The organism is Paenibacillus sp. Pae15 (genome assembly GCF_024519685.1).
Taxonomy (GTDB): Bacteria; Bacillota; Bacilli; order Paenibacillales; family NBRC-103111; genus Paenibacillus_G; species Paenibacillus_G naphthalenovorans.
In genome coordinates this window covers 1-23,227 of the sequence record NZ_JALJRM010000033.1, presented here as the reverse complement: position 1 = coordinate 23,227, position 23,227 = coordinate 1, and the positions used below count along the sequence as shown (strand labels likewise).

22 protein-coding genes and 1 pseudogene are annotated in these 23,227 nt (G+C 48.3%); all 23 read left to right on the top strand.

Features of this window, described 5'->3' with window-relative positions; translation table 11 throughout:
* The first annotated feature begins 181 nt into the window (after positions 1–181).
* The gene (locus tag NR121_RS21485) at positions 182–823 is read left to right on the top strand and encodes a class II aldolase/adducin family protein (protein WP_054819169.1); all 642 of its coding nucleotides are present in this window, start codon (positions 182–184) and stop codon (positions 821–823) included.
* 14 nt (positions 824–837) lie between these two features.
* The gene (locus NR121_RS21480) at positions 838–1,890 is read left to right on the top strand and encodes an alcohol dehydrogenase catalytic domain-containing protein (RefSeq protein WP_256831912.1); all 1,053 of its coding nucleotides are present in this window, start codon (positions 838–840) and stop codon (positions 1,888–1,890) included.
* A 14-nt stretch (positions 1,891–1,904) separates the two neighbouring features.
* Complete coding sequence (locus NR121_RS21475) at positions 1,905–2,885, top strand: NAD(P)-dependent oxidoreductase (RefSeq protein WP_054819172.1); 981 nt, start codon at positions 1,905–1,907, stop codon at positions 2,883–2,885.
* Positions 2,872–4,386, top strand: a complete 1,515-nt coding sequence (locus NR121_RS21470) for a xylulokinase (protein ID WP_054819173.1) — start codon at positions 2,872–2,874, stop codon at positions 4,384–4,386. Before NR121_RS21475 ends, NR121_RS21470 begins: the two co-directional genes overlap by 14 nt.
* On the top strand, positions 4,383–5,876 hold the full coding sequence (locus tag NR121_RS21465; protein WP_256831911.1) for a xylulokinase: 1,494 nt from the start codon (positions 4,383–4,385) through the stop codon (positions 5,874–5,876). Before NR121_RS21470 ends, NR121_RS21465 begins: the two co-directional genes overlap by 4 nt.
* Positions 5,877–5,982: 106 nt before the next feature.
* The gene (locus NR121_RS21460) at positions 5,983–6,684 is read left to right on the top strand and encodes an RraA family protein (RefSeq protein WP_256831910.1); all 702 of its coding nucleotides are present in this window, start codon (positions 5,983–5,985) and stop codon (positions 6,682–6,684) included.
* Complete coding sequence (locus tag NR121_RS21455) at positions 6,665–7,723, top strand: Ldh family oxidoreductase (RefSeq protein WP_256831908.1); 1,059 nt, start codon at positions 6,665–6,667, stop codon at positions 7,721–7,723. The genes NR121_RS21460 and NR121_RS21455 overlap by 20 nt, the downstream gene beginning before the upstream one ends.
* Before the next feature lie 22 nt (positions 7,724–7,745).
* Positions 7,746–8,936, top strand: coding sequence for an iron-containing alcohol dehydrogenase (locus NR121_RS21450; protein WP_256831907.1), 1,191 nt, complete (start codon positions 7,746–7,748; stop codon positions 8,934–8,936).
* 14 nt (positions 8,937–8,950) lie between these two features.
* Entirely contained in the window at positions 8,951–10,438 is a 1,488-nt protein-coding gene (locus tag NR121_RS21445; RefSeq protein WP_256831906.1) for an aldehyde dehydrogenase family protein, read from the top strand.
* Positions 10,439–10,501: 63 nt separating this feature from the next.
* Positions 10,502–11,053: a TRAP transporter small permease gene (locus NR121_RS21440; RefSeq protein WP_256831905.1), complete on the top strand. Its 552-nt coding sequence runs from the start codon at positions 10,502–10,504 to the stop codon at positions 11,051–11,053.
* Positions 11,050–12,327 carry a TRAP transporter large permease gene (locus NR121_RS21435; RefSeq protein ID WP_256831904.1) on the top strand — a complete coding sequence of 426 codons (1,278 nt, stop codon included), beginning with the start codon at positions 11,050–11,052 and terminating at the stop codon, positions 12,325–12,327. Before NR121_RS21440 ends, NR121_RS21435 begins: the two co-directional genes overlap by 4 nt.
* A 247-nt stretch (positions 12,328–12,574) precedes the next feature.
* Positions 12,575–13,603, top strand: a complete 1,029-nt coding sequence (locus tag NR121_RS21430; protein ID WP_256831903.1) for a TRAP transporter substrate-binding protein — start codon at positions 12,575–12,577, stop codon at positions 13,601–13,603.
* A gap of 297 nt (positions 13,604–13,900) precedes the next feature.
* A pseudogene (locus NR121_RS21425) lies at positions 13,901–14,098 on the top strand (RNA polymerase subunit sigma-70); the annotation flags it as partial.
* Between the two features lie 387 nt (positions 14,099–14,485).
* Positions 14,486–14,719: a hypothetical protein gene (locus NR121_RS21420; RefSeq protein ID WP_007781139.1), complete on the top strand. Its 234-nt coding sequence runs from the start codon at positions 14,486–14,488 to the stop codon at positions 14,717–14,719.
* The gene (locus NR121_RS21415) at positions 14,720–15,112 is read left to right on the top strand and encodes a type II toxin-antitoxin system VapC family toxin (protein ID WP_054819181.1); all 393 of its coding nucleotides are present in this window, start codon (positions 14,720–14,722) and stop codon (positions 15,110–15,112) included. It begins immediately after the preceding gene.
* 78 nt (positions 15,113–15,190) lie between these two features.
* Positions 15,191–16,324, top strand: coding sequence for a DUF6155 family protein (locus tag NR121_RS21410; protein WP_256831902.1), 1,134 nt, complete (start codon positions 15,191–15,193; stop codon positions 16,322–16,324).
* A 12-nt stretch (positions 16,325–16,336) separates the two neighbouring features.
* Positions 16,337–16,975 (top strand): UPF0158 family protein, encoded by a 639-nt coding sequence (locus NR121_RS21405; protein WP_054819182.1) that lies wholly within the window; start codon positions 16,337–16,339, stop codon positions 16,973–16,975.
* Positions 16,976–17,474: 499 nt separating this feature from the next.
* Positions 17,475–19,139, top strand: a complete 1,665-nt coding sequence (locus tag NR121_RS21400; RefSeq protein ID WP_054819183.1) for an SWIM zinc finger family protein — start codon at positions 17,475–17,477, stop codon at positions 19,137–19,139.
* Between the two features lie 149 nt (positions 19,140–19,288).
* On the top strand, positions 19,289–19,468 hold the full coding sequence (locus tag NR121_RS21395) for a hypothetical protein (protein WP_054819184.1): 180 nt from the start codon (positions 19,289–19,291) through the stop codon (positions 19,466–19,468).
* Positions 19,461–20,045 (top strand): ATPase, encoded by a 585-nt coding sequence (locus NR121_RS21390; protein WP_054819185.1) that lies wholly within the window; start codon positions 19,461–19,463, stop codon positions 20,043–20,045. Before NR121_RS21395 ends, NR121_RS21390 begins: the two co-directional genes overlap by 8 nt.
* Positions 20,046–20,407: 362 nt before the next feature.
* Positions 20,408–20,704, top strand: a complete 297-nt coding sequence (locus NR121_RS21385; RefSeq protein ID WP_256831900.1) for a hypothetical protein — start codon at positions 20,408–20,410, stop codon at positions 20,702–20,704.
* A gap of 67 nt (positions 20,705–20,771) precedes the next feature.
* Positions 20,772–21,467, top strand: coding sequence for a restriction endonuclease-related protein (locus NR121_RS21380; RefSeq protein WP_256831899.1), 696 nt, complete (start codon positions 20,772–20,774; stop codon positions 21,465–21,467).
* Positions 21,464–23,185 (top strand): pPIWI_RE_Z domain-containing protein, encoded by a 1,722-nt coding sequence (locus NR121_RS21375; RefSeq protein WP_256831898.1) that lies wholly within the window; start codon positions 21,464–21,466, stop codon positions 23,183–23,185. The genes NR121_RS21380 and NR121_RS21375 overlap by 4 nt, the downstream gene beginning before the upstream one ends.
* Positions 23,186–23,227 lie beyond the last annotated feature (42 nt).

Here is a 23,227-nt window from a genome sequence, read left to right as displayed (position 1 = left end):
TCAAAAAAATCATAAATTTTAGGTGAAATGGATCATTATCGTCATTAAGCGATGGAAAAAATGTTTTTGTTCTATTTTCGGTTCAAATACAAAATGAAGTGGTGATTAAATGATCAGAAAAATTGATTGAAACAATCAAATTTGAGTGATGTCCAAACATTAGGAAAGGGGCGGTGGATTAATGAGCTCAACGTATCATTTGAATGAGGAAGAAGCCAGGCAGAAAATCGTCAAATGGGGGAAAGAAATGTATATCCGGGGCCTGATTAATGGCAGCGGAGGGAATATCTCGATCCGGATGGAAGCGGATACAGTTCTTTCGACACCCAGCGGTTGGTCGCTTGGGCATTTGACCCCGGAGTCCATCAGCAAAACAACGATCAAAGGCGAGCTCATAAAAGGATTAAAGCCTACGAAGGAATTGCCATTGCATCTGGCCGTCTATGAGGCAAGACCTGATATTGCAGCAGTTGTCCATACCCATTCGATTTATGCCGTGGCGTATGGATGCACCATGGAGCCCGGACATATCATGGCCCCCTATGTGCCTAGTCTGGTAGCGAAGGTGGGGATGGTCCAATTGACGCCGTTCCGGATGCCTGCATCCCGCGAGCTGGGCGAGGTGGTGGCGGAAGGTATTGCCTCAAGCCAAGCGGTTTTGTTGGAAAATCATGGGGTTGTGGCGGTTGGAAAAACGTTGGAAGCGGCGGTCGGGGCCGCTTTTGAAGTGGAGGATAACGCAAGGATTTATTTCTTATCGGGGGCCAAAGCCCGCCGGTTACCCGAAACGGTATTGTCACAGATCAAAGCTAACTATATTTAAGGAGATGTTTAAGAATGGCTGCAGGTATGATGCGTTCGCTTACGTTTTACGGTCCTAAAGATTTGAAGGTGGAAGAAAAAGCAATCCCTCGCATTTCGGAAGACGAAATGCTGGTCAAAATTCGTTATGCCGGTGTATGCGGTACGGATAACCGCATTTATCAAGGGACGAAGAAAATTCCTTCTCCTCGTATTATCGGCCACGAGCTGGTTGGCGAGATTGTCGAACTGGGGGCCCGTGTTCAGCAGTTTGAGGTGGGCCACCGGGTAACGATTTATCCTATGATTCCTTGCGGAACCTGCTATATCTGTCAATCGGGAAGAAAAAATATATGCGTTAACCGCGTGACGATCGGATATGAGCTGGACGGAGGATTTTCTCAATATGTCAAAATTCCTGCGATAGCGATCGAAGCGGGAAATGTGATCAAGGTGCCCGAAGGGCTTGCGGATGAAGTGGTCGCTGCTTCGGAACCGATTGCGGCAGCATATCACGGGATCAAACGGTGCAACATTCAAGAAGGTCAGACTGTGGTCATCGTGGGAGCCGGGCCTATCGGGCTGTACCATACCCAATTGGCCCGTTTGCAAAAGCCGTCCCGCTTGATCGTGATCGAGCCGCAGGAAGAAAAACGAGCACTGGCCGCAGAAATGGGCGCGACGCATACCGTCAATCCGATGGACAGCAATCCTCTGCAGGAAGTGATGTCCATCACAGACGGAGAAGGAGCGGACGTTGTGATCATCGACGTCGGGATTCCCAAAATTATTGAAGATTCGCTGCCGTACGTGAAAAAAGGTGGAACGTTCCTCATTTTCGCAGGCTGTCCCCATGGTTCGGAAATCACGATAGATCCGAATGAAATTCACTATAAAGAAATTAATTTTACCGGCTCCTCCGCGTCTACGCCGGAAATCCACGCCGAGGTTTTACAATTGCTGGCCACCGGACAAATGGATGTAACGAAATTAATTTCCGGGGTGGTCAGGCTGGATGATTGGCAGCAAGCTTTTGAAATGAAAAACAACTACCTGGGGATCAAGGTGTTGATTGATCCCTGGAAGTAGACGGAGGGTACCATATGAATGCTTTTGTTACCGCCCAGTTAACGGAGGATGTCATTGATCGCCTTTCCGGGCTCCTTACCCTCACCTTCGGCGGCTGGGGGTATGAGGGAGTAAAGCTGACGCCCAAGCAGCTGGTGGAACGTGCCCAATCGTGCGAAATTTTAATTATCGGGTATGAGGATATCGATGAATATGTATTGAAGAATCTTCCTCAGCTTCGATACATCGCTTGTACCCGGGGCGGAATGGAAAATATCGATGTAGCCTTGGTGAAAAAATACGGAGTGATGCTCTCCAATACTCCGGGCAGAAATGCAAGCGCTGTAGCGGATTTAACGATCGGTCTCATGTTATCCGTTGCGCGGTTTATTCCGCAGACGTACCGGTACATCTGGGAACGGCGTTGGGAGGACGTCCCTTGGGATACTGCGGGGAATACGCCGTACAAACGGTTCGCCGGCCTGGAACTGGAGGGGAAAAAGCTAGGCTTGATCGGCTTCGGCGCCATTGGAAGGAAGGTGGCCAAGCGGGCTTTGGGCTTCGATATGGACGTATGGGTGTATGATCCTTATTTAACCCCTGAAGATGTGGCGGGAGCCGCCAAGCTGGTAGATCTTCCTACGCTGCTTGCGCAAGTGGATTTTGTCAGCCTGCACTGTAAGTTGACTAAGGATACCAAAGGGTTAATGAACAAGGAAACGCTGGGAGCCATGAAATCGTCGGCTTATCTGGTGAATACGGCCAGGGGAGCTCTGGTCAATGAGGAAGACTTGTATCATTGCTTAAAAGAACAGAACATCGCCGGCGCAGGCCTGGATGTACTGATAGAAGAGCCGATGAACCGGAACCATCCATTTCTTGAGCTGTCCAACGTGATCGTAACGCCTCACATCGGAGGGGCTTCCCATGACATTCTTCATCATCAAAGCTCGATGATTATGCAGGACATTGTTCATTTTATCGACGGGAAGAGGCCGGTACATGCCGTTCATTGACGCGTATCTCGGAATCGATCTCGGAACGACTAGCGTGAAGGCAACGTTAATTGATCGGGATTGGGGTGTCCTGCAGCAACGAAGAATCGAATATTCCAGTTACCAGATCAAACCGATGTGGATCGAACAAGACCCTTGGGAATGGTGGTCGGCTGCCTGCCGGGCGATACGGGAAGTCATCGGCTTGGCGCAGATCGACGCGAAGCTAATTAAAGCGGTGTCGGTCAGTGGTCAGGCTCCGTCCTTGTTAGGAGTGGATCCGGAGGGACAGCCGCTTGGCAGGGCCATGATCTGGATGGACCGCAGATCGGAGGACGCGTGCCGGATGCTTGCTTCCACTGTTGGCGAATCGGCGGTCAGAGCGGTTTCCGGTAATCGCATCGATCCGTATTACATGCTTCCCAAGCTGCTTTGGGAGATGAATCACGCTCATGATAAATACCGGAAGACGGCCAGGTATCTGCAAGCGAACGGATGGATTGTTTTTCAATTAACCGGTCAATATTCCATGGATGTGTCGCATGCCGCTTTAACGCAGTTCTATCATATTCACCGGGGCGAATGGGAAGCATCCCTGATGAAGGAGCTGGGGATCGACGGCTCGAAGCTGCCGAACGTATACGATTGTACCGAGGTTGTAGGCGGTATATCCAGACGGGCCGCTGAACTGTTCGGTCTTACGGAGGGTACGCCCGTGATCGCGGGGGCCATTGACGGTGCGGCGGCTCCGCTTGGACTGAAGCTGTATCAAGCCCATCAATCGTTCGAAATGTCGGGGCAGTCGTCGGGCATCGGCATGATCCTGGACCAACCGGTTTCGCATCCGAACCTGGCCTTGTTAAGACACTGCGTTGACGGCAAATGGATTTTGAAAGGCAGCATGTCCGCTTCGGGCGGGTCGCTTCGCTGGTTCAGAGATCACGTGGATGAGGCGCCGGGCCATCCGGAGATGTATGGCGAATATGAGAAATTAGCCGCTGCAGTGCCGCCCGGCTCCAACGGCTTGCTCTACCTTCCGTATCTTGCCGGGGAGCGGGCTCCGCTGTGGGATAGCTATGCCAAAGGCGTGTTCTTTGGCCTTCATTATCAGACGGGAAGGGCAGATATGGTTCGCGCGATCATGGAAGGAACAGCTTACGGATTGAAAAGCATTTTGGGAGAATTGGAGAAGGTTAATCTCTGCGTTACCGATCTGTATGGAACGGGCGGAGGCTATCTGAATCAGGAATGGTCGCAAATCAAGGCGGATATATTGGAAAAAGAGATTCAGGTGGCTTTTGGCGACATAGAAACGGCGTCGCTTGGATCCTCGTATTTGGCATTAATGGCCGTGACGGGACTTAAGGCGAGTCAACTTCCCGGCGTCAGCATCACCCGAACGTATAGGCCAAACGAACAAAATCAACGGCGATATCGCGGCTATTATGCTATGTTTAAAAGCCTTTATGAGAACAATAAAGACATGTTCCGAAATTTATCTTTGGTTGGTGAAATGAATTGAAAAACCTGTTAGTAGGCATCGACGTAGGAACAACAGGCTTAAAGGTCGCGTTGTATACATTGAATGGGCAATTGGTTGCCAGGGCATATCGCGAATACTCTTTATCCTTTCCGCAGAACGGTTGGGCCGAAATCGATCCAGAAATCTGGTGGGAGCAATTAGGCGATTGCATGAAGGAGATTCGTTCCCAAAACGGAGTGGATCTTAAAGCCGTTGCCGGTATCGGGATTACTTGCTCCAATTCGCTGGTTCTATTGAATGCCGACCAGCAGGCGGTTCTGCCAGCCATCATGCAGCTCGATCAGCGGGCGGTTCGGCAGGCGGAAGCGATGAAAAGCGAATACGGCCAGGAATGGGTATTTCAGAAAACGGGAAACCGTGTATCGTCCGGCGCTTTTTGGGGTCCTTCGCTCCAATGGGTACGCGAGAATCGGCCTTCGCTGTATCGGCAAGCCCAATTTTTTCTGGTGCCGACCGGCTTTCTTGTTCTTCGTCTGACAGGTGTTTATTCCATCGATCACAGTCGGGCAACGACGACCATGCTCTATAATATACATGAAAAAAATTGGGATGCCGAGCTTTGCCATGTTTTTGGTCTATCTCCGGAGGCGCTCCCGCCCATTTATCCATCCCATGAAGTGGTCGGGACGATTCATAAAGAAGGCGAGCGGGCCACCGGACTCCCGGCGGGCACTCCGGTCATTGCAGGTGCGATGGATACGGTAGGGGCGCTGGCGGGGATGGGGACCGGCCCGGATACCGGAGCTTTAATCATGGGCAGCGTGGGCCGCCTGTGTATCGAGTCGAATGAGCTTGACATCCGCTTTATGAACACCGTGAATTACGATGCTTCGAGCAGCTTGATTATGACTCCGGTCAACAGCGCAGGCGTCTCCTATAAATGGGCGAAGCAGCTTTTTTTCAGCGAAGATCAGGGACCGGGCAATATCTATAAAAAAATGGACCGGATGACCCAGGCGATCGCGCCGGGAGCGGAAGGACTGATTTATATGCCTTATTTGGCGGGAGAACGATCGCCCATATGGGACCCCCATGCCACAGGAAGCTTTATGGGGTTCACGATGAAGCACGGCAAAGGGCACTTTCTGCGGGCCGTTCTGGAAGGCGTAGGCTTGGCGCTGGCCCAGAATCATGAAATTCTTAAGGCTGAATTGAACATCGACCCACCGTTCCTGATGGCAGGGGGTGGAGGAGCCGGCAGTCAAGTGTGGATGCAAATCATCAGTGATATGCTGGGCAAACCTCTCTATATTCCGGAAAAGCTTGAAACGGAGACAATGGGGGCGGCTATGCTGACGGGTGTCGGCGTGGGGTTGTTTTCGGATTTATCACAAGTGAACAAGGACTGGGTTCGTGTTTCGGAGACGGTTATGCCGCGAATGGATGTGAACGCACAATACCGGGAATTGTTAAGCAGGTTTAAAACCATCTCCATCCAAAATCGCAGTCTATTCCAACAGTTAAAGTAATGTTTAAAACCGATTTCGTTGTCCGGTCGGTAGCATGGATTTACGGCATATAATCTATGCTTGAGCCGATACGATCATTTACACGATGGCGATGCGAAACAGGGGGATGATGATGGCTAATATTGGGTTTCGGATTTTTCCGATCACTAAACGCCCGTCCGAACAACTGGTAAACCAGTTCCGAAGTATTGTTACACCGCATATCAGCGACAATGTAAACCGCATTCATGCGATGTCCGCCGGCTTGCGGCCGTATCATAAGGAAGGACAATTGGTAGGGGCTGCCGTTACGGTTAAAACAAGACCCGGAGATAATCTGATGGTGCATAAGGCTATTGACCTTGCGCAGCCAGGGGATGTGATTGTTGTGGATGCAGGCGGTGATGTGACCAATGCGATTGTCGGTGAGATTATGATGCGAATCGCTCAAAAGAAAGGGATTGCCGGATTTGTGATCGATGGCTCTATTCGGGATACCGAAGCGTTCAAGAATGATGTATTTCCAGTGTATGCAAGAGGAGTTACTCACCGTGGGCCTTACAAGGACGGACCGGGAGAAATCAACGTACCTGTGTCGGTTGGGGGAATGATCGTTCATCCCGGCGACATTATGGTAGGAGATGCCGACGGTCTGGCGGTTGTGCCGTTGGAACAGGCGGAAGAGATATTGGAGCTTGTGAAAAAACAACAAGTAAAAGAAGAAGCGATTCTTAAGTCGATTGAGGACGGAACGATAGACCGCAGTTGGGTAGATGAATTACTGAAACAGAAGGGTTGTGAGTTTGTTGATGGTAGCGACAAGATGTAACTGGCAGGGACTTCAGGACTTTTGTTATCAGGTTTTCATGAAAGCGGGGTTGCCGGAACCGTCGGCTGCTATCGTAGCTGAATCGCTTGTGGAGGCAGACCTGCGCGGAGTTGACTCGCACGGCGTAGTGAGAACAGCGATTTACTTAAAAAGAATCGAAGCCGGAATGATCGACCCTCTTTCCCAAATTGAAAAGGTGTCTGAAAGCGATGCGACCGTTTTGGTGGATGGCAACAACAATTTTGGCTCTGTCATCGGCAGAAGGGCATTAGAAATCGCCATGGAAAAAGCAAAAAACAATGGCGCAGCCTTTGTCGGAGTCAAAGGCTCCAATCATTTTGGGACCGGCGCCTACTATGCATTGAAAGCGATTGAGCAGGACATGATCCTGCTGGTCATGTCCAATGCTTCGCAAACGATGCCGCCAACAGGGGGAGTAAGACCTTTTATCGGCACCAATCCTTTGGCTGTAGGTGTTCCAAGCGGAGAAGAGCTGCCTTTTATTCTGGATATGGCGACAAGCGTAGTGGCGAGAGGCAAAATTATTGTAGCTGCTCAAAAAGGGGAGGATATCCCAACGGGGTGGGCGATCGATAAAGACGGCAAGCCTACGACCGATGCGAATGCGGCGCTGGAAGGATCTGTTCTGCCGGTGGGAGGACCGAAGGGATATGCCATTTCGATGTTTATCGATATCTTGTCGGGCGTGCTGACGGGTGCCGGATTCGGGAAGTATGTCCATAATATGTATGACAATTGGGAACAACCGCAAAATGTGGGCCATCTGTTTATCGCTGTAGACATTAACCGGTTTATTCCGCTAGAGCTGTTCAAGGCAAGAATGGATCAATATATTCGCGAACTGAAGCAGGAGCCCAAAGCCCATGGGGTACAGGAAATTTTAATCCCCGGTGAACTGGAATACCGGCGTACGCAGGAGCGAAAGGCAAACGGCATCGAATTGCCGCAGAAAGTAGCCGAGGAATTGGCGGAAATAGGCCGTCGTTTCGGCATTGATTTTTCAAAGGCATCATTTTAAGAATGGAAGAGGAGGTTCGGTCATGCAGTTGAATCACATGTTCAGATATGAGATTCCGACGATTATCGAATTTGGAAACGCATCCATCAAACAACTGGCAGATCATGTTAAAGCATTGGGAGGTAGCAGGGTACTGATCGTAGGCGATCCGGGTGTCGTTCAGGCGGGTGTTGTCGATCACTTAACCGAGCCTTTGGATAAGGCAGGCATTCCTTATCAGATTTTTTCGGATATTGAGGCGGATCCCGATATAGACTCGGTGCAAAAGGGTACGGAGCTCGCCAAATCGGAAGGCTGCGACTTGGTAGTGGGAGTCGGCGGTGGAAGCTCCCTGGATACGGCAAAAGCCATCGGTATTATGTTGACCAACCCCGGGCACATCCGCGATTATGTAGGCATCAACAAGGTTCTGCATCAGGCGGCTCCCGTCATTGCCGTACCGACTACGGCGGGAACCGGAAGCGAAATGACGATATGGTCTGTTCTTTCAGACAAGAAAGCAAAGGTAAAATTGAGCGTTGGAAGTCCATACAATTGCCCTACACTGGCTCTTTGCGATCCGCAATTAACCGTATCGCTTCCGCCCCACATTACAGCCGCAACCGGGATGGATGCTTTAACGCATGCCTTGGAATCGTATGTGAACAAAGCGACCCAGCCTATTTCAGAAGGCCTGGCCATTCAATCCATGAAAATGATCGCAAGAAGCTTGAGATTAGCGGTAGTGCAAGGAGAAAACCTGCAAGCCCGACATGATATGCTGTTGGCCAGCCTTATTGCGGCGATGGCTTTTAATTCAACCCGTTTAGGGCTGGCGCATGCTCTGGCCCTGCCGCTTGGCGCGCATTTCAAAATTCCTCATGGTATGGTAAACGCCATACTTTTGCCTGAGGTTATGCAGTTCAACGTGATCGGCAATGTAGCGAAGTTTGCGGAAATTGCCGCTATTTTCGGCGAAAAGACAGATCATCTGACTGCACGAGAAGCCGCAGAACGCTCTGTTGCTGCGATTCGCCAACTGAAAAATGACGTGGGCATTACCCAAACGCTGTCCGATTACGGATTAAACGAAGACCATCTCGATTTCATTGTAGAAGAAGCGATGCTTTCCGGTAATGTGGCGGTAAATCCGCGTAACCCATCTTTGGAGGACTTGAAAAATATTTGTAGAGCGGCCATGACCGGATCTTCTATCCGCAGACCAATAGATTGAAAGGGGCGGTTCTAGTGTCACAACATGAAATGTTAGATTGGCTGGATCAATATGCAGGTAAAACATACGGGAACTTTATCCAAGGTGAATGGCTTGCAAGCAAAAGCGGACGAACGGTTCCGCTGTACCATGCAGCACGCAAAGACCAACTTCTGGGATATTTCGCGGATTCGACGGAAGAAGATGTTGATTTAGCGGTGAAAGCGGCACATGAAGCTTTTAAGACTTGGTCCCGTGTACCGGCTCCGGAGCGCAGTACGATGCTGCTGACATTCGCCGGGCTTCTCGAAAGGGATGCCAAAGAATTAGCTTACATGCTGTCAGCCGAACAAGGCAAAACATTGGCGGAATCTTATGGCGAAGTTGGCCGGGCAGCGAAGGAAACCCGATTTGCCGCGGGCGACGCCTTGCGTATCGACGGCGAAACGCTGCCGGGCGAGCGTGCTCATGTGTGGAATTCGACCGTTCGTTATCCGATTGGAGTGATCGCTGCGATCGCTCCATGGAATTTCCCGGTGGTCACTCCGGTGCGCAAGATTGCTCCCGCCCTTGCCTATGGCTGCACAGTCGTTATCAAACCCGCCTCCAATACGCCTTGGGCTACTGTAAAAATCATGGAATTGTTGGCTGAAGCCGGATTACCCCGTGGAGTGGTAAACCTCGTTACGGGAAGCGGTTCCCGTGTAGGAGATCCTCTGGTAAGGCACCCGCTGGTCAGGGGAATCAGTTTCACCGGTTCGACCAAGCAGGGACTAACGATTAATGAAATTGCGGGCGGCAGATTAGCGCGTACCCAGTTGGAGCTGGGAGGCAAAAACCCGGCTGTCGTGCTGGACTATCCCCATTTGGAGTATGCGGCCAAACAAATCGTGAGCGCCGCTTTCACCTGCAGCGGCCAACGTTGTACAGCCATCAGCAGGGTGATTGTACTGCAGCATCAGGCAGAGGCTTTAACCGAGGCGATTTTGAAGGAAATGAAGCAAATCAAGATCGGTCCGGCGTGGGAGCAGGGCGTCAACATGGGACCTCTTGTCAGCGAGAGTCATCTGGAATCCGTACGGAGTTACATCGAAGTCGGCAAGAGGGAAGGAGCACGTCTGCGTACGGGGGGAGAGATCCTCACGGCGGGTAAATTCTCTAATGGGGCTTATATGACACCCGCGCTGTTCGACCAGGTAACACCGGAAATGAGAATCGCGAAAGAAGAAATATTCGGCCCTGTGCTTAGCGTTATTCCTGTCAAAGATGAGCAAGAAGCGTTTGAGGCAGCCAATGCTGTCGATTACGGGCTCGCAGCGGCAATCTTCACTGAAAATCTTTCATCTGCCTACCGGTATGCCGATCAGATCGAAAGCGGAATGGTTCACATCAACCACGGTACCGCAAGTGCAGCCCATATGCCTTTCGGCGGGGTAAAGCAATCCGGCTTTGGCCCTTATTCCATCGGCAGCTCGAACAAAGAGTTTTTCACTGAAATGAAAGTCCTCTATCTACAATATTAAACGCGGAAACCGGTGTTATGTAATGATGACGTGGTGCAATTGATGTAAAGCGAGGGGAACCACTTGAAATCTTTAGGGAAAGCAATGGATTATCTGTTTAACGGGCTGATCGCGTTTGCTTTGTCGTCTATGGCCATTCTGGTTTTCGGAAATGTCGTATTGCGGTACACGTTCAATTCCGGTATTACATGGTCTGAAGAGATGGCAAGGTTTTTGTTCATTTGGCTCGTATTTATCGGAGCGATCATGGCATTGAAAGAAAATTCGCATTTGGGCGTCGAAATGTTTATAAAGAAGCTGCCGAAACCGCTTAAGAAAGCAGCGTATATCATCAGTAATCTCATTGTTCTAGTTGTTCTCTACCTGGTGGTGGAGGGAAGCTGGAAAATGACGGTGCAGAGTGCGGATAGTGCAGCCCCGGCGACCGGCTTGCCGGAGTCGTTGATTCACGGCACGGGCATTGTGATGGGAGCAGGCATGGCGGTCATCATCCTGTTCAATATCATCCGTACATTGTCGGATCAAGCGGACATTGATGAATTAACACGGACACAGGAGTCCGAGGAATTGATGCTAACGAAAACCGGCCCGACGCAGCGGGAGGTACCGAGATGATTGTATCTGTATTTCTGGGATCTCTGCTTGGTGCTATGGCACTGGGGATGCCGATCGCGTTTGCACTGCTCGTCAGCGGACTTTGCTTAATGTTTACTATCGGTATGTTCGACAGCCAGATCATGGCGCAAAATCTCATTAACGGCGCCGACAGCTTCCCGCTGCTGGCCATTCCTTTCTTTATTCTCGCGGGGGAGCTGATGAATGCGGGGGGGATTTCCAAGCGTATCATTGATTTTGCGACTGCCCTCGTCGGCCATATCAAGGGAGGACTCGGCTATGTGGCGATTATCGGGGCGCTCGTATTCGCGGGCCTCTCCGGTTCCGCGGTAGCGGATACGGCCGCTTTGGGAGCGATCTTGATTCCGATGATGGTCAGCGCAGGGTACGACAAAAACCGTTCCGCAGGATTGATCGCTGCAGGAGGAATCATTGCGCCGATCATCCCTCCAAGTATTCCGATGATCATTTTTGGCGTTACCAGCGGCGTTTCCATTACCAAATTGTTTATGGCCGGTATTGTTCCCGGCTTCATGCTTGCCGTCGGTTTGACCATTGCCTGGTATTTGGTCGTCCGCAAATCGAACTTTAAAGTGTTTCCCAAAAAATCAGGGAAGGAAATTGTGACGGTGACCGTCAAGGCGCTATGGGCGCTTGTTTTGCCGGCCATTATTATCGGCGGCCTGAAATTCGGCGTATTCACACCCACTGAAGCGGGGGTCGTAGCGGCGTTTTACGCATTGTTCGTCGGACTCGTCGTGTACCGAGAACTCAAATTGAAGAATTTGTTTCATGTCTTGGTCGCCTCGGGCAAAATGACCAGTGTCGTTATGTTTCTGGCAGCAGCGGCAATGGTATCGTCATGGTTGATCACCGTAGCTAACATACCTGGCGAGCTGACGGCCATGCTCGGTCCGTTGATGGAAAATAAATTGCTCCTGCTTATGGCCATCAACCTGGTCGTTTTCTTGGTAGGCATGGCGATGGATTTAACCCCTACGGTTCTTATACTGACGCCGGTGCTTATGCCAATCATTACGGCCGCAGGGATCGATCCGGTGTATTTCGGTCTTCTGTTCATTCTGAACAATAGTATAGGTCTGCTCACACCTCCGGTAGGAACCGTTCTGAACGTTGCGGCCGGAGTCGGGAAAATCAGCATGGAAGATATTATAAAGGGCGTTTGGCCGTTTTTGCTGGTTCATATCATCATATTGCTGCTGCTTACCTTGTTCCCGCAGCTGGTCATGGTGCCTCTTGGATGGTTTACATAAATCCGATGACGGCTTCATTAGCGTAGTGGATGCCATACGGAAATAAAAAACATTTACATTTCAGCCACACCGGCACGTCAAATGTAAGCGCTGTTATATTTGTGCCAGTGAACCGGTATAAAACCTGTAACTGGTGAAGGGAGTGATGTAAATCGTCATTTAATATCATGGTAACCACAAAACAACGAGGGGTATCGAGTGAAGCATTTGTTAGACGGGATGTTCAACCAATAAAGGAGGGCACAAAATGAAGAAAGCAATAACCGGTTCATTAGCACTTTTAGTAAGCGTGTCGATTCTGATTTCAGGCTGCGGCTCATCCGCAAATACGGGCCAGCCGCAGCAAGGTACAGGAGAGGAAACAAAAGTGACGGTCATGAAGCTGGCGCATGTGAATCCAAAGGATAGCCCGGTCGGCGAAGGGGCTCATAAGTTTGCTGAATTGGTTGATAAAGCCACCGGCGGTAAAGTCAAGATTGAAGTATATGATAACGGTACGTTGGGTGGAGAGAAGCAAACCCTGGACAGCATGAAATTCGGAGCGGTTGAAATGACCATCGTAGGAGATATTGTTTTCTCCACGTTCGCTCCTGAATATGGCGGCTTGGCTCAACCGTATCTGTTCCGCGACCAGGAGCATTTGCGTAAGGTTCTCGATGGAGAGATCGGGAAAGAGATTAATGAACAAATAAGCAAAAATGCAGGTGCCACCGTTCTTGGCTGGTGGGACCGCAGTCCTCGAAATTTAACGGCAAGAAAAGAAATCAAAACTCCGGAAGATCTTGGCGGTATGAAGCTTAGAACACCGGAAATTGCAAATATTCTCGATTCCTGGAAGGCGCTGGGGGCTAATCCGACGCCTATGGCATTTACAGAACTGTTCACTGCATTGGAACAGAAGGTTGTTGACGGACAGGAGAACCCTGTCGACCTGGTATATACGAACAAGTTCTATGAAGTGCAAACTCATATTATGAAGACCGAGCATTTGATTGCTCCATTTGTATTAATGGTAAACAGTAAAAAGCTCGAAAGCTTGCCTCCAGATTTGCAAAAAGCAATAAAGGACGCGGCTGTGGAAGCAGGGAAATTCCAATCGGAAGTTACCAAGAAATCGGAGCAAGAGTATTTTAAAAAGCTGCAAGAAGCAGGCATGAAAGTGGTAGAGGTAGACAAAACCTTGTTTGCCAAGAAACTTGAAGCATCGAAAGTGGAAGAGAAATACGCGGAAAAGTGGGCGCCTGATCTGCTTAAGCGCGTGCGTGAGGTAAAATAAGGAGAAAAGTCTGGGGGATACTGAACTTATCCCCGTCCCAGGCGGCCTTATCCCTATATTGTAGGGATAAGGCTTTTTATTCACTTTGGCTGACGTTCGAAAATGCGGTTGTTCGCGATCGTGTCATGAAATGGCCGCAAATCCTATTGCAGTAGTGGGTAATATCATCACAGACGGGACCTGCGATGGAAAGTTATAGTTGAGGGAGTAAGGGTATAGTATTTTTGTTCTGTACAGGCACTGATAGGCTGCGGCCCACATAGAATAGTACTACTTTCATCATGGGGGTGGCTTGAGGTGCCTGGATTTTTTTCTGCAATTGCCTTGTTTATTAAAGAGTTAATGCTGCTGGTTTCGTACGTTAAAAATAATGCGTTTCCCCAACCGCTCGCTGAAGATGAAGAAGAGAAGCATTTACGATTAATGGCTGAAGGGAATCAGCATTCCCGCAATTTGTTGATAGAGCACAATCTGCGGCTCGTGGCTCACATTGTCAACACGTTGTGAACACGAACCGACGTCAGGGAACGGCGCGGTTTGTGTGCAGCGGGCGGTTTGTGAGGTGAGGGTGGACAAGCTATATGAAGAGATAAGCCAGCCGGTCCGAGGGGCTGGCTATCTTCTTCTGGTTTCGGAGCCGTGTATGTTATACTGTTGGTAACACGAAATTAAGTGCTCCAGTATGACAGAAGAAACGATTATGACAGGAGTGAAATGATATCGAAGAGCAGCGATCGATTCAAGCTGATGTTGAAGCCAATCCGGAACTGAAATTCATGATTGAACAAAGCAGAATGGAATATAAATCCGGAAAGGCCTTGAGTACATCGGAAATAATGAAATATCTTGCAAATCTTAAATCGGAAGGTTGGTGTTTAAACAATGTCTTTGCCCAAAAAGATGGATCAGCAAACGGCTAAGGAACTTCGCTCCATACTGCAAAAGATGAATATTACGCACAGCAAAGTAAAAATCAATTTGGATAACGACACGATTGAAGTAGAGGATGACTACTCCATTGATGACATCCTTGAGTCGGCGGGGGTATTAACACCGGAACAAGCAAAGCAGTTGGCTAATGAAGTCAAGAAAATGCGTGAGGAAGAGTGGAACTAAATGGGCGGTTATTTACTCGATACCAATATTGCGATTGCATTGCTGGCTGGGGAGCATGCCGCGTTGGATTTCGTTAGGCAGGCCAGTGACGATCGGATGTCGATTTATTTCTCCGTAATTACGGAGTGCGAAGTGTTCAGCGGGCTGGAATCCGCTTATCGTTTGCAAGGAATCAAGCTGTTTAATTCACGAAGATGTATTGAGGTAAGTTCCAGTGTTGCCCGACTTGCCGGGGACATACGTAGGGAACAAAAGTCGAAAGGACGGAAGCTTAAAACTCCGGAAGCAATTATTATTGCAACTTCTATTGAGCACCAGCTTGGTCTTGTATCAAGGGACCACGATATGAGCTTTGTTCGGGAAGCATTCGGTTTGCCGCTGTTTACCATTTAGCCTACCCATTGTAATTCCAACCGGGATACAGTGGGTTTGTTTATATACTCGGAATACTTAAAAGGAGAACAGACGATCATGGTTTATAGATGCAGAATCGAACTGAATGAGATTGCCCCGAAGATTTGGCGGGAGTTTCAATTTCATCCGGACGTGACGTTTCATCAGCTTCACAAAATCATCCAATCGGTCATGGGATGGGAAAATTACCATTTATACGAGTTTCATGTGAAAGAAAAGGTGATCGGTCTGCCCGATCCGACATTCGAGCATATAGAAGACCGCGAGGTGCTGAATGCACGGAGGGAAATCGTTCAGAAGCATGTTCACGAAGAAAACACCGTATTTACATACGTGTATGATTTTGGAGATGATTGGCAGCACACGGTTACGTTGATCAAAATCGACGCTTCGACATCCGACCCGGCACCCTTGTGTCTAGATGGTGCCCGCGGCTGTCCGCAGGAAGATGTGGGAGGCGTTTGGGGGCATCAGCATATGCTGGAAGTACTGCTTACTCCCAATCATCCGGAGCGGGATCATTTTATCGGTTGGGTTCGAGAAGGATATGATCCCGAACATTTCTCCTGCGAAGAAGTGAATCAGGAGCTTCAACGGCAGAAGGACAAGCTGATCCCCAAGTCACTGGTTAAGCGGCCGGTAGGGAAAAAGCCTGTGAAGCTGACGAAGTCTGCTCTGAATAAGCATCTGAAGCAGCTAAATAGCGACCAGCTTATCGATTTGGTGAAGGCTTGTTATGGCGCCAGCAAAGATATGGAGAAGTTTCTTGCTGTAAGAATACTGGGCGATGAAGCAGTAGAGTCTCTCTTTCAAGAGTATTGCAAGAAGGTTGAGAAAGAGTTTTTCCCTGAGCGGGGATTTGGCAAGCTGAGACTCCAAGAAGCGAAACATGCGATTTCGGAATTCGAGAGATTGACTGGAAATGCCAGGTACGCCCTGGAATTGAAGCTGGTCTACGTTGAAAATGGAGTTGATTTCACCCTAAGCTACGGGGATATTGATGAACGCTTCTACTACAGCATGGTGTCCATGTATGCCGATATCATTGATCAAGTAAATGAAGATAAAACAGCCGAGTTGTTCGACGAATTCGAGGAGCGCCTCGAAGCCGTGGTTTCGAAAACAGAAGGGATCGGCTGGGGTTTTCATGACAATTTGGCAGAACTGCACGCTCAAATAAGATGGATTTAGGTGAGGGGCTTTATGCGCGGCGGGAAGAATAAGAAGCGGACCGATCACAAATCGGAGTTCGCGGGGCTGTTGGAGCAAGACGAGAATTTCTATTTTATCGCCGGATGTACGGATGGCGGCTTCCCTTATGGAATCACGTGGGAGGAATATGAGGCAGAACAACGCGTCGGATCAATTATGAAAGAGAGGGTAAAAGGAGGCCATATGAAAGAATTGAAATTGACCAAGCAGCAGTTTCAGGAGATTGTGGATGCATACGACATGTACGTAGAAGGAATAGAGTCCTTCCTGAATATCGAAACTGGAGATGTTGTCACGTTGCGAACGTTTGACCGGGATGAAGAGGACGAAGAATTAAGCGAGGTCATTGAAGAAGGCTTTAATGAAATTTATTTTCGGTTACCGAAACGGGAGTCGGATGAAGGATATACCGACATGGTTGATTTTGCGGAAACGGTTGAAGATAAAAAGCTGCAATCCACTTTGAAGCACATATTGAGCGGCGGCAAGAAAATATTCCGAAGATTCAAGGATGCGTTATCTTCCGACAGCGAGCAGTTAGAGCGGTATTACCAGTTTGTTGAAGAGCAGAATCGCAAACGTGTTTCTGATTGGTTGGAATCCATTGAAGTGAAGTTGATTCTCGAGTAATAAAGAAATGTTTGGGCAGGGGATACCGGTGAAACGTTCTTCAAGACAGACGATGATTAAGCTGTATGCTCAAGCGGTCATTTCGGAATTTCAACAATTAGGTTATCCCAATGATCAAGCTAAAGACACTATCGAGAGATGAAACGCTTATTTGGTCTTGAGCAGAATGTATGCGATTTTGCAAAGATGATTGATGAATTTGAACGTGCCATGCAGAAGAAGCATGACCCGAGTGATCCCAATTCAATTGCTGTTGGCCATCTAAACCACTTGGCTAAAACATACATCCTTAAGCATAAAAGCAACAAATGAGCAGGATTATTTTCCAATCGGTAACCGATATACGACCTGTGTCGCTGTCACCATTTCTAAAAGATGAACATGTCGACGCTGCGGCAGATCAACATATTTTCTTCTTCACCACTGAGCGATCTTATCAGGTGTTCATCGACTATTGGAATTCCAAGATGGAAAGAAGCATCCAAAGGGGGTGGTCCTCTTGAATTTATCCGATTTTTCCAGATACATAGATCCTGCAGTTGTACACAGAGGAAAGGAATACGCGTCCGAAGGCCGGGTGATTTCCTTGAAGTCGTTTGCCGAAGGAAAGTACACTTCGGTCGTGCGCGGGAACGAAGATTATGAGGTTTACGTAGAACTGGACAACGAGGGAAACATTATGGAATCAGAATGCGAATGTCCGTACGATTTCGGCCCGGTCTGCAAGCATCAAGTCGCCGTATTCCTCGAGCTTAGAAATCGAGAAGCAGACGGGGCATCTTCAACGGAGCCGTCTCTCCGGCAACGGTTGGAAGCAGAGAGCAAGGAGAAATTAATCGAATTGCTGCTCTCGATTGCATCGGATTCATATGCCGCGGAAGAGCGCATCAGACTCCACTTGTCGAAAAGGGGCGCGGATCAGGAGTTGGACACCTGCCGACGGTTGATCCGATCCTACATTGACAGATATTCGGATGAACATGGCTTTGTGTCTTGGCGGAACGTAAGCCGCGCGGTGGAAGGTGCGGAGATCGTCGCTGAAAAGGCTCTCGCCGCCTTCGATGAAGGGGGATGGTTGCACGGGCTGGCGATTCTGTTTTGCATCATCGAAGAGATGATTGAATTATTGCAGTCCGCCGACGATTCGGACGGTGGAGTCGGGATCGTGATCGAAAGCTGTCTGGAATCGATCTTCAAGCTGGTTCAGGATCGCCATCATATTCCGGCGGAAGAACGCATGAAGATTTTCCGCCGGTTGTTGGAGGAGACACACCAACCTTATTACGATGGGTGGTCGGATTGGCAGCTCGCGCTCCTCGAGGCGGCCAACGCGCTGATCGAGTCGGAAGAGATGCAACATCAATGGGATGATGCGGCGGATTCGCTCCTGGGACATACGTCCGGAAGCAATTGGTCGCGGGAGTACACAGACGAGCGGGTAACTGTACTCCGATATGGTCAAATTTTGGAACGTTCAGGTGAAGAACAGGCGAAAGCTTATTTGTATAAACATCTGCATTTCCCGGAAATCCGGGAGATTGCGATTCGTGCGGCGCTTGAGCAAGGCGATGCCGAGGAAGCGATCCGATTGGCGGAGGCCGGGGAAGCTCAAGATCAGGGGCTGCTGGGGCTCGTCTATCGCTGGAAGAAATATCGGTATGAGGCATACCATCGCACAGGACAAGTCGAACAGCAGCGGAAACTCGGGATGGAGCTGATCGTGAACGGAGAGTATGCGTATTATCGCTCTGTGAAGGATACATTTTCCGATGAGGGAGTATGGACTTTGTATTTGCAAGATATGTTAGATCAATTAGAGCAGAGCCCGAGGGGAGAGCATACGTATACCCAAATCCTGGTGGAAGAGGAGATGTTGGCACGGCTTTTGGAACATGTCCGCAAGGCACCTTACCGAATTGAATCGTTCTATGAGCAATTGCTTCCGCATTACCCGGAGGAGGTGAAGCCGCTTTTCGTGGCATATATCGAATTCCGGGCGGATCAATCCAGGGACAGGCGAGATTACGCCGATGTTTGCCGGATCATTCGAATGCTTCAACAGGTTGGCGGGCGGAAAGAAGCGTTCACCGTCACACAAAAATTGTTAACCAAATTTCCGCGAAGACCGGCTTTCCGGGAGGAGCTGGGGAAGATTCGTTTTTGAACTTTATAATGGGAATAAGAAGTAACGCGGTTTGAGCACAGCGGATTTTTGTGATGAGGGGAGACAAACCGGTATGAAAAGACCGCAATTCTTGAACTAAAACGAGTATGTTATAATAATGCAAGAATAAGACGGGTGGATGGTGATCTATGATGAATCGTGTTCAAGATTTACAAAAATTGATAAAACTTACGGGAGATCGCGCGAAACTGGATGCAAAAGCAAATGGGACTTACATTGTTTATCAAACGGATAAGGGCCAGATAGTCAAAGAATATGCAAACGGTGTGATCGTGCCGATCGAAAATCCGGGGGCTCATCATGAATGAGTTTGCCGCCGTGATGTATGTATTCGCAGGCAATAACGGCAGCGGCAAAAGCACCATCCGCAATTTGATTATGGACAGGCTTGGTATTAGTATCAATATTGATCCCGACGCTTTAGCTCGCGGCATTGATCCTGACCATCCGGATCGACGCAAGGTGTCTGCAGGCAAAGAAGCGATTAAACTTGCGAGGGAATGTATCCATCATAAACGAGATTTTTCCCTAGAAACGACTTTGGCTGGCGGCAATGCTATACGTTTGATACGGGATGCCAAGGCGAACGGTTATGAAGTGACGATGTTTTATGTGGGACTAAGAGATGTTCGGCTCAATATCGAACGTGTTGCTGCTAGGGTCCGAAACGGCGGACATCATATACCGTCTGAAGACATTATTCGGAGACAAACCACATCCATGCAAAATCTGTTAACCCACCTCCGTCTAATTGATCATTTGATTGTGATTGACAATAGCGAAGCTTCCGGTGAAATCGTTATACAAGCCGAACTTAATGTTTTAAAATATCAGGCTAAATCTCTTCCAAAGTGGGTGCTTAAGATCAAGGACCAGTTACATTGATTATGGAGAATCATATGAAGTTTGAAATTAGCAAATCAATGGAAAACAAAATTAATAAATGGGATAAATGTGAACCCAATGATGTAACGGGAGCAAAGTTTGCGTACATATTTATACCAACAGGCCTAGGATTGGTAATCAAGGTCCAGTGTGATGTTTGTAAAAGGGAATTACTTCTAACCGAAGATGATTAGCGATTGAATTTTTTCTTTCTTAACAAATGTGAATAAGAGCGCTACACGACCAGAATAGTTTTTGGTCGTTTTTTATGTAGAACATACATTCGCTGACAAATGATTGTCATGACTTAATTATAGAATAAAAAATACTAGGAGTTTTTTGTTATTACAGGTGGTGTTGAAATGGAAACGGATCAAGCTGTAAGAGATTGTCTATTGAATTTAATCGCCGGTTTGAAGCAGTGGGGGAAAGAACTCGGTGAGCCGCCTGCTCTATTGCGTCAAGGACATATGCAGTTTGTTCGCCTGCTGATGTTGGAGGGAAAAGAAGCTCCAATTGATTTGCACTCACTAATTCAATTTTTGCAAAAACCGGCAGAGGAATGGGGTATTTCCGTAGCTGATATCTATCCGTCGGAGGCACCGCTCTTGATTCCATATCTGGGCTTGTCGTCTGATGCACGTGAAATTCACATATGACTCTCCCGAAGAAGCACAGTCACAAGAGATGGTAGAGATTTTGCGCTACTGCCGAGGGACAATGCCCATGTTAGAGGAGAAGTACCGGAAACTTCGAGAGTTCCTTATCACCAATCCGGTGGTATCTGCTTACCGTTTAATGGAGTCCGGGCTGGAGCTTAAGGATACGGAATTGATGAAAAGGCTAAGTCGCTGTTATGAAGAGATAACGGATGATTTGGAACGATATCGAATCTGTCCAGGATGCGGATGGACGCTGGAGTTTCGTAACGATCATTGGCAATGCGGGACGGAAGACCTTTGCGGGAAACTGGCAGGTCGCGGAGAGCTTAAAAAATGGGAAACCCCGGAGCCCATACATAGATTGCGTTATGGAATTTATCGATATACGATGCTGCCAGGATTGGCGGAACTTGCGGCCAAAGATTGGCTAACTAAGAAAGGTTACAAAGTTACACTCTTTCCGCAAGTTGATCGGTTTGATTTAGCTGTTGAATTGGATACGCATGTCGTCTATCTGGATATGAAAGATTTTAAGCATCCCCTACATCTGGCTAACTTCTTCAACAAAATGCAACCACACCAACTAGAGAAATATCGAGATCCTTATGTATATATTGTTATTCCGCAATACCGAACTAAATTATATCCCGGTTATTCGGAGCTTGTCATACAAGCGCTCATGCCTCATGCGAGTCATTTGCGAGTGATAAATGAAAAGAAAATATTGAACCTTCTGGAAAAGGAGGAAACGGAGGAATGAGAGTATCGTATTGGACCTATTTTGAGCAGATCTTTCCACGTCTCTTGCCATCTGGATTGCCGCGGCAATCCATTGAGACTATTTACACAGTCGAATTGTTCGTCACGGGATGTCTGATGATTGATCCTTTTATGGATATTCGCGAAGGATATACAATTTTATCCGGTTACGATTCTCCTGTTCTTCCCAAGCATGCTCGGAAGGAGATTGCGCACCGCCTAAGAGTTCTATATAGTGCTTTACGTTCAAGGATGACATGGGACAACTTATTTGAACAATATGAAGAGATCTCCGTCGAATACCGTTTATACGAATACGATGGAGAATGTTGGAGACTCCGGATTCCTGCCCTATTCTCCGATCGCAGGAATTGGTACGAACAATTATTAGAACAGGCTGTTGCTCATCAGTCTAAGGACATACATTTTGCTACATCAGGCAAGTTCCACTACTACAAATATAATCAGGATCATGAGCCTATTCGTTATGGCGGGGAAATTCCATCGTTGGCGGTTAAGATGCCCCAATTCCCAAGATATAGACCGAAGGGGAAATTTTCGCTTCATCTTGGAGACGATCACACCTATCAGACAGAGGGGATGCGAGAAGCTTCGGCGGCCTCGGAATGGAAGGAACGTGCCGGGATTGGGCTTAAACTAAAATCATTGACTGATCCCCAAATTCGACAGTTTGAGTATAAGGACTTACAGCATATCGTGGGTGGACTGGGATCAGGGAAATCGACATTCATGATATTGGAAACGGAACGATTAGTCCGAGCAGGAGCGCGTATAGGATTCATTGAGAGCAGTGTCCCACAAGTGTTAAACCGAGTTAAGGAACTTCGTTTATTGGGTATTAATGCTGTCCCTGTAATTGGAAGATCGGGTCGTCGTAAACATCAGAAAGATTATATATCCACCCGTCGTCATCAGATTCGAGACGTGACGGATTGGGGACAGGATTCTTATTTGGAACTCCAACATGTATCAGATTTTTGCATCATCCATGCCCTTGCCAATGACTATGAAGACACTGCGGATTATCCATGTCGTCAGTTATGGCAGCAGGAAAAAAAGTGCATATGCCCCTATGCTGCCAGCTGTGGAATCTATCGCGATTTTGCAACTCTGATCAATGCGGAAGTATGGGTTACAACCTCAGCAAGCATACTTAAGACGAAACTACCGATTATGCTGGATCCTTATGAAAGAACAATTTATGAAGCGATGTATGACTTGTTAGATATCATTTTCGTTGATGAAGCCGATGCTGTTCAGAAGCAATACGATGATGCTTTCGTCTCCGAGATTGCCTTGTTCGGAAACTCTCAGCACCTCTTTGAAAAAACTTTGTTAGAATCATTCCGCAAGACGATAGGCCATTATGGCAAGTATGCCCATGACGAGGTTGTACAAGAGTGGATGGATGTCCTGAATCGCCTTGAAAGCACCATCCGCCGAGGGGTATATCGTACGTTGAATTTGTCACCAGAATACGCTCAGTTTTTGTACAGGAAGCTATTACGGCTCACTACCGAAGCCTATCGCATCAGTGGCGCTTTCGCCAAGGATGAAAAGAATCGGAAGCGAATTGAACAGGAATTACATGACTACGCAGACGATCCGTTGGAACACCATATCTATACAAATGTAGCGAAAATGCTGCAAGGACGGACAAAGAAGGAGCGCGAACAAGTTTTAATTAGGGCTTGCTGAACAAGATTAGTTCCATCTACACCCAACGCAAGTCTCTAAACC

Bases quoted from the DNA above. Each gene is read 5' to 3' on its own strand.
- NR121_RS21485 (WP_054819169.1), top strand. From the start codon at position 182: ATGAGCTCAACGTATCATTTGAATGAGGAAGAAGCCAGGCAGAAAATC.
- NR121_RS21480 (WP_256831912.1), top strand. From the start codon at position 838: ATGGCTGCAGGTATGATGCGTTCGCTTACGTTTTACGGTCCTAAAGAT.
- NR121_RS21475 (WP_054819172.1), top strand. From the start codon at position 1,905: ATGAATGCTTTTGTTACCGCCCAGTTAACGGAGGATGTCATTGATCGC.
- NR121_RS21470 (WP_054819173.1), top strand. From the start codon at position 2,872: ATGCCGTTCATTGACGCGTATCTCGGAATCGATCTCGGAACGACTAGC.
- NR121_RS21460 (WP_256831910.1), top strand. From the start codon at position 5,983: ATGATGATGGCTAATATTGGGTTTCGGATTTTTCCGATCACTAAACGC.
- NR121_RS21455 (WP_256831908.1), top strand. From the start codon at position 6,665: ATGGTAGCGACAAGATGTAACTGGCAGGGACTTCAGGACTTTTGTTAT.
- NR121_RS21450 (WP_256831907.1), top strand. From the start codon at position 7,746: ATGCAGTTGAATCACATGTTCAGATATGAGATTCCGACGATTATCGAA.
- NR121_RS21435 (WP_256831904.1), top strand. From the start codon at position 11,050: ATGATTGTATCTGTATTTCTGGGATCTCTGCTTGGTGCTATGGCACTG.
- NR121_RS21430 (WP_256831903.1), top strand. From the start codon at position 12,575: ATGAAGAAAGCAATAACCGGTTCATTAGCACTTTTAGTAAGCGTGTCG.
- NR121_RS21420 (WP_007781139.1), top strand. From the start codon at position 14,486: ATGTCTTTGCCCAAAAAGATGGATCAGCAAACGGCTAAGGAACTTCGC.
- NR121_RS21415 (WP_054819181.1), top strand. From the start codon at position 14,720: ATGGGCGGTTATTTACTCGATACCAATATTGCGATTGCATTGCTGGCT.
- NR121_RS21410 (WP_256831902.1), top strand. From the start codon at position 15,191: ATGGTTTATAGATGCAGAATCGAACTGAATGAGATTGCCCCGAAGATT.
- NR121_RS21405 (WP_054819182.1), top strand. From the start codon at position 16,337: ATGCGCGGCGGGAAGAATAAGAAGCGGACCGATCACAAATCGGAGTTC.
- NR121_RS21395 (WP_054819184.1), top strand. From the start codon at position 19,289: ATGATGAATCGTGTTCAAGATTTACAAAAATTGATAAAACTTACGGGA.
- NR121_RS21390 (WP_054819185.1), top strand. From the start codon at position 19,461: ATGAATGAGTTTGCCGCCGTGATGTATGTATTCGCAGGCAATAACGGC.
- NR121_RS21385 (WP_256831900.1), top strand. From the start codon at position 20,408: ATGGAAACGGATCAAGCTGTAAGAGATTGTCTATTGAATTTAATCGCC.
- NR121_RS21380 (WP_256831899.1), top strand. From the start codon at position 20,772: ATGTTAGAGGAGAAGTACCGGAAACTTCGAGAGTTCCTTATCACCAAT.
- NR121_RS21375 (WP_256831898.1), top strand. From the start codon at position 21,464: ATGAGAGTATCGTATTGGACCTATTTTGAGCAGATCTTTCCACGTCTC.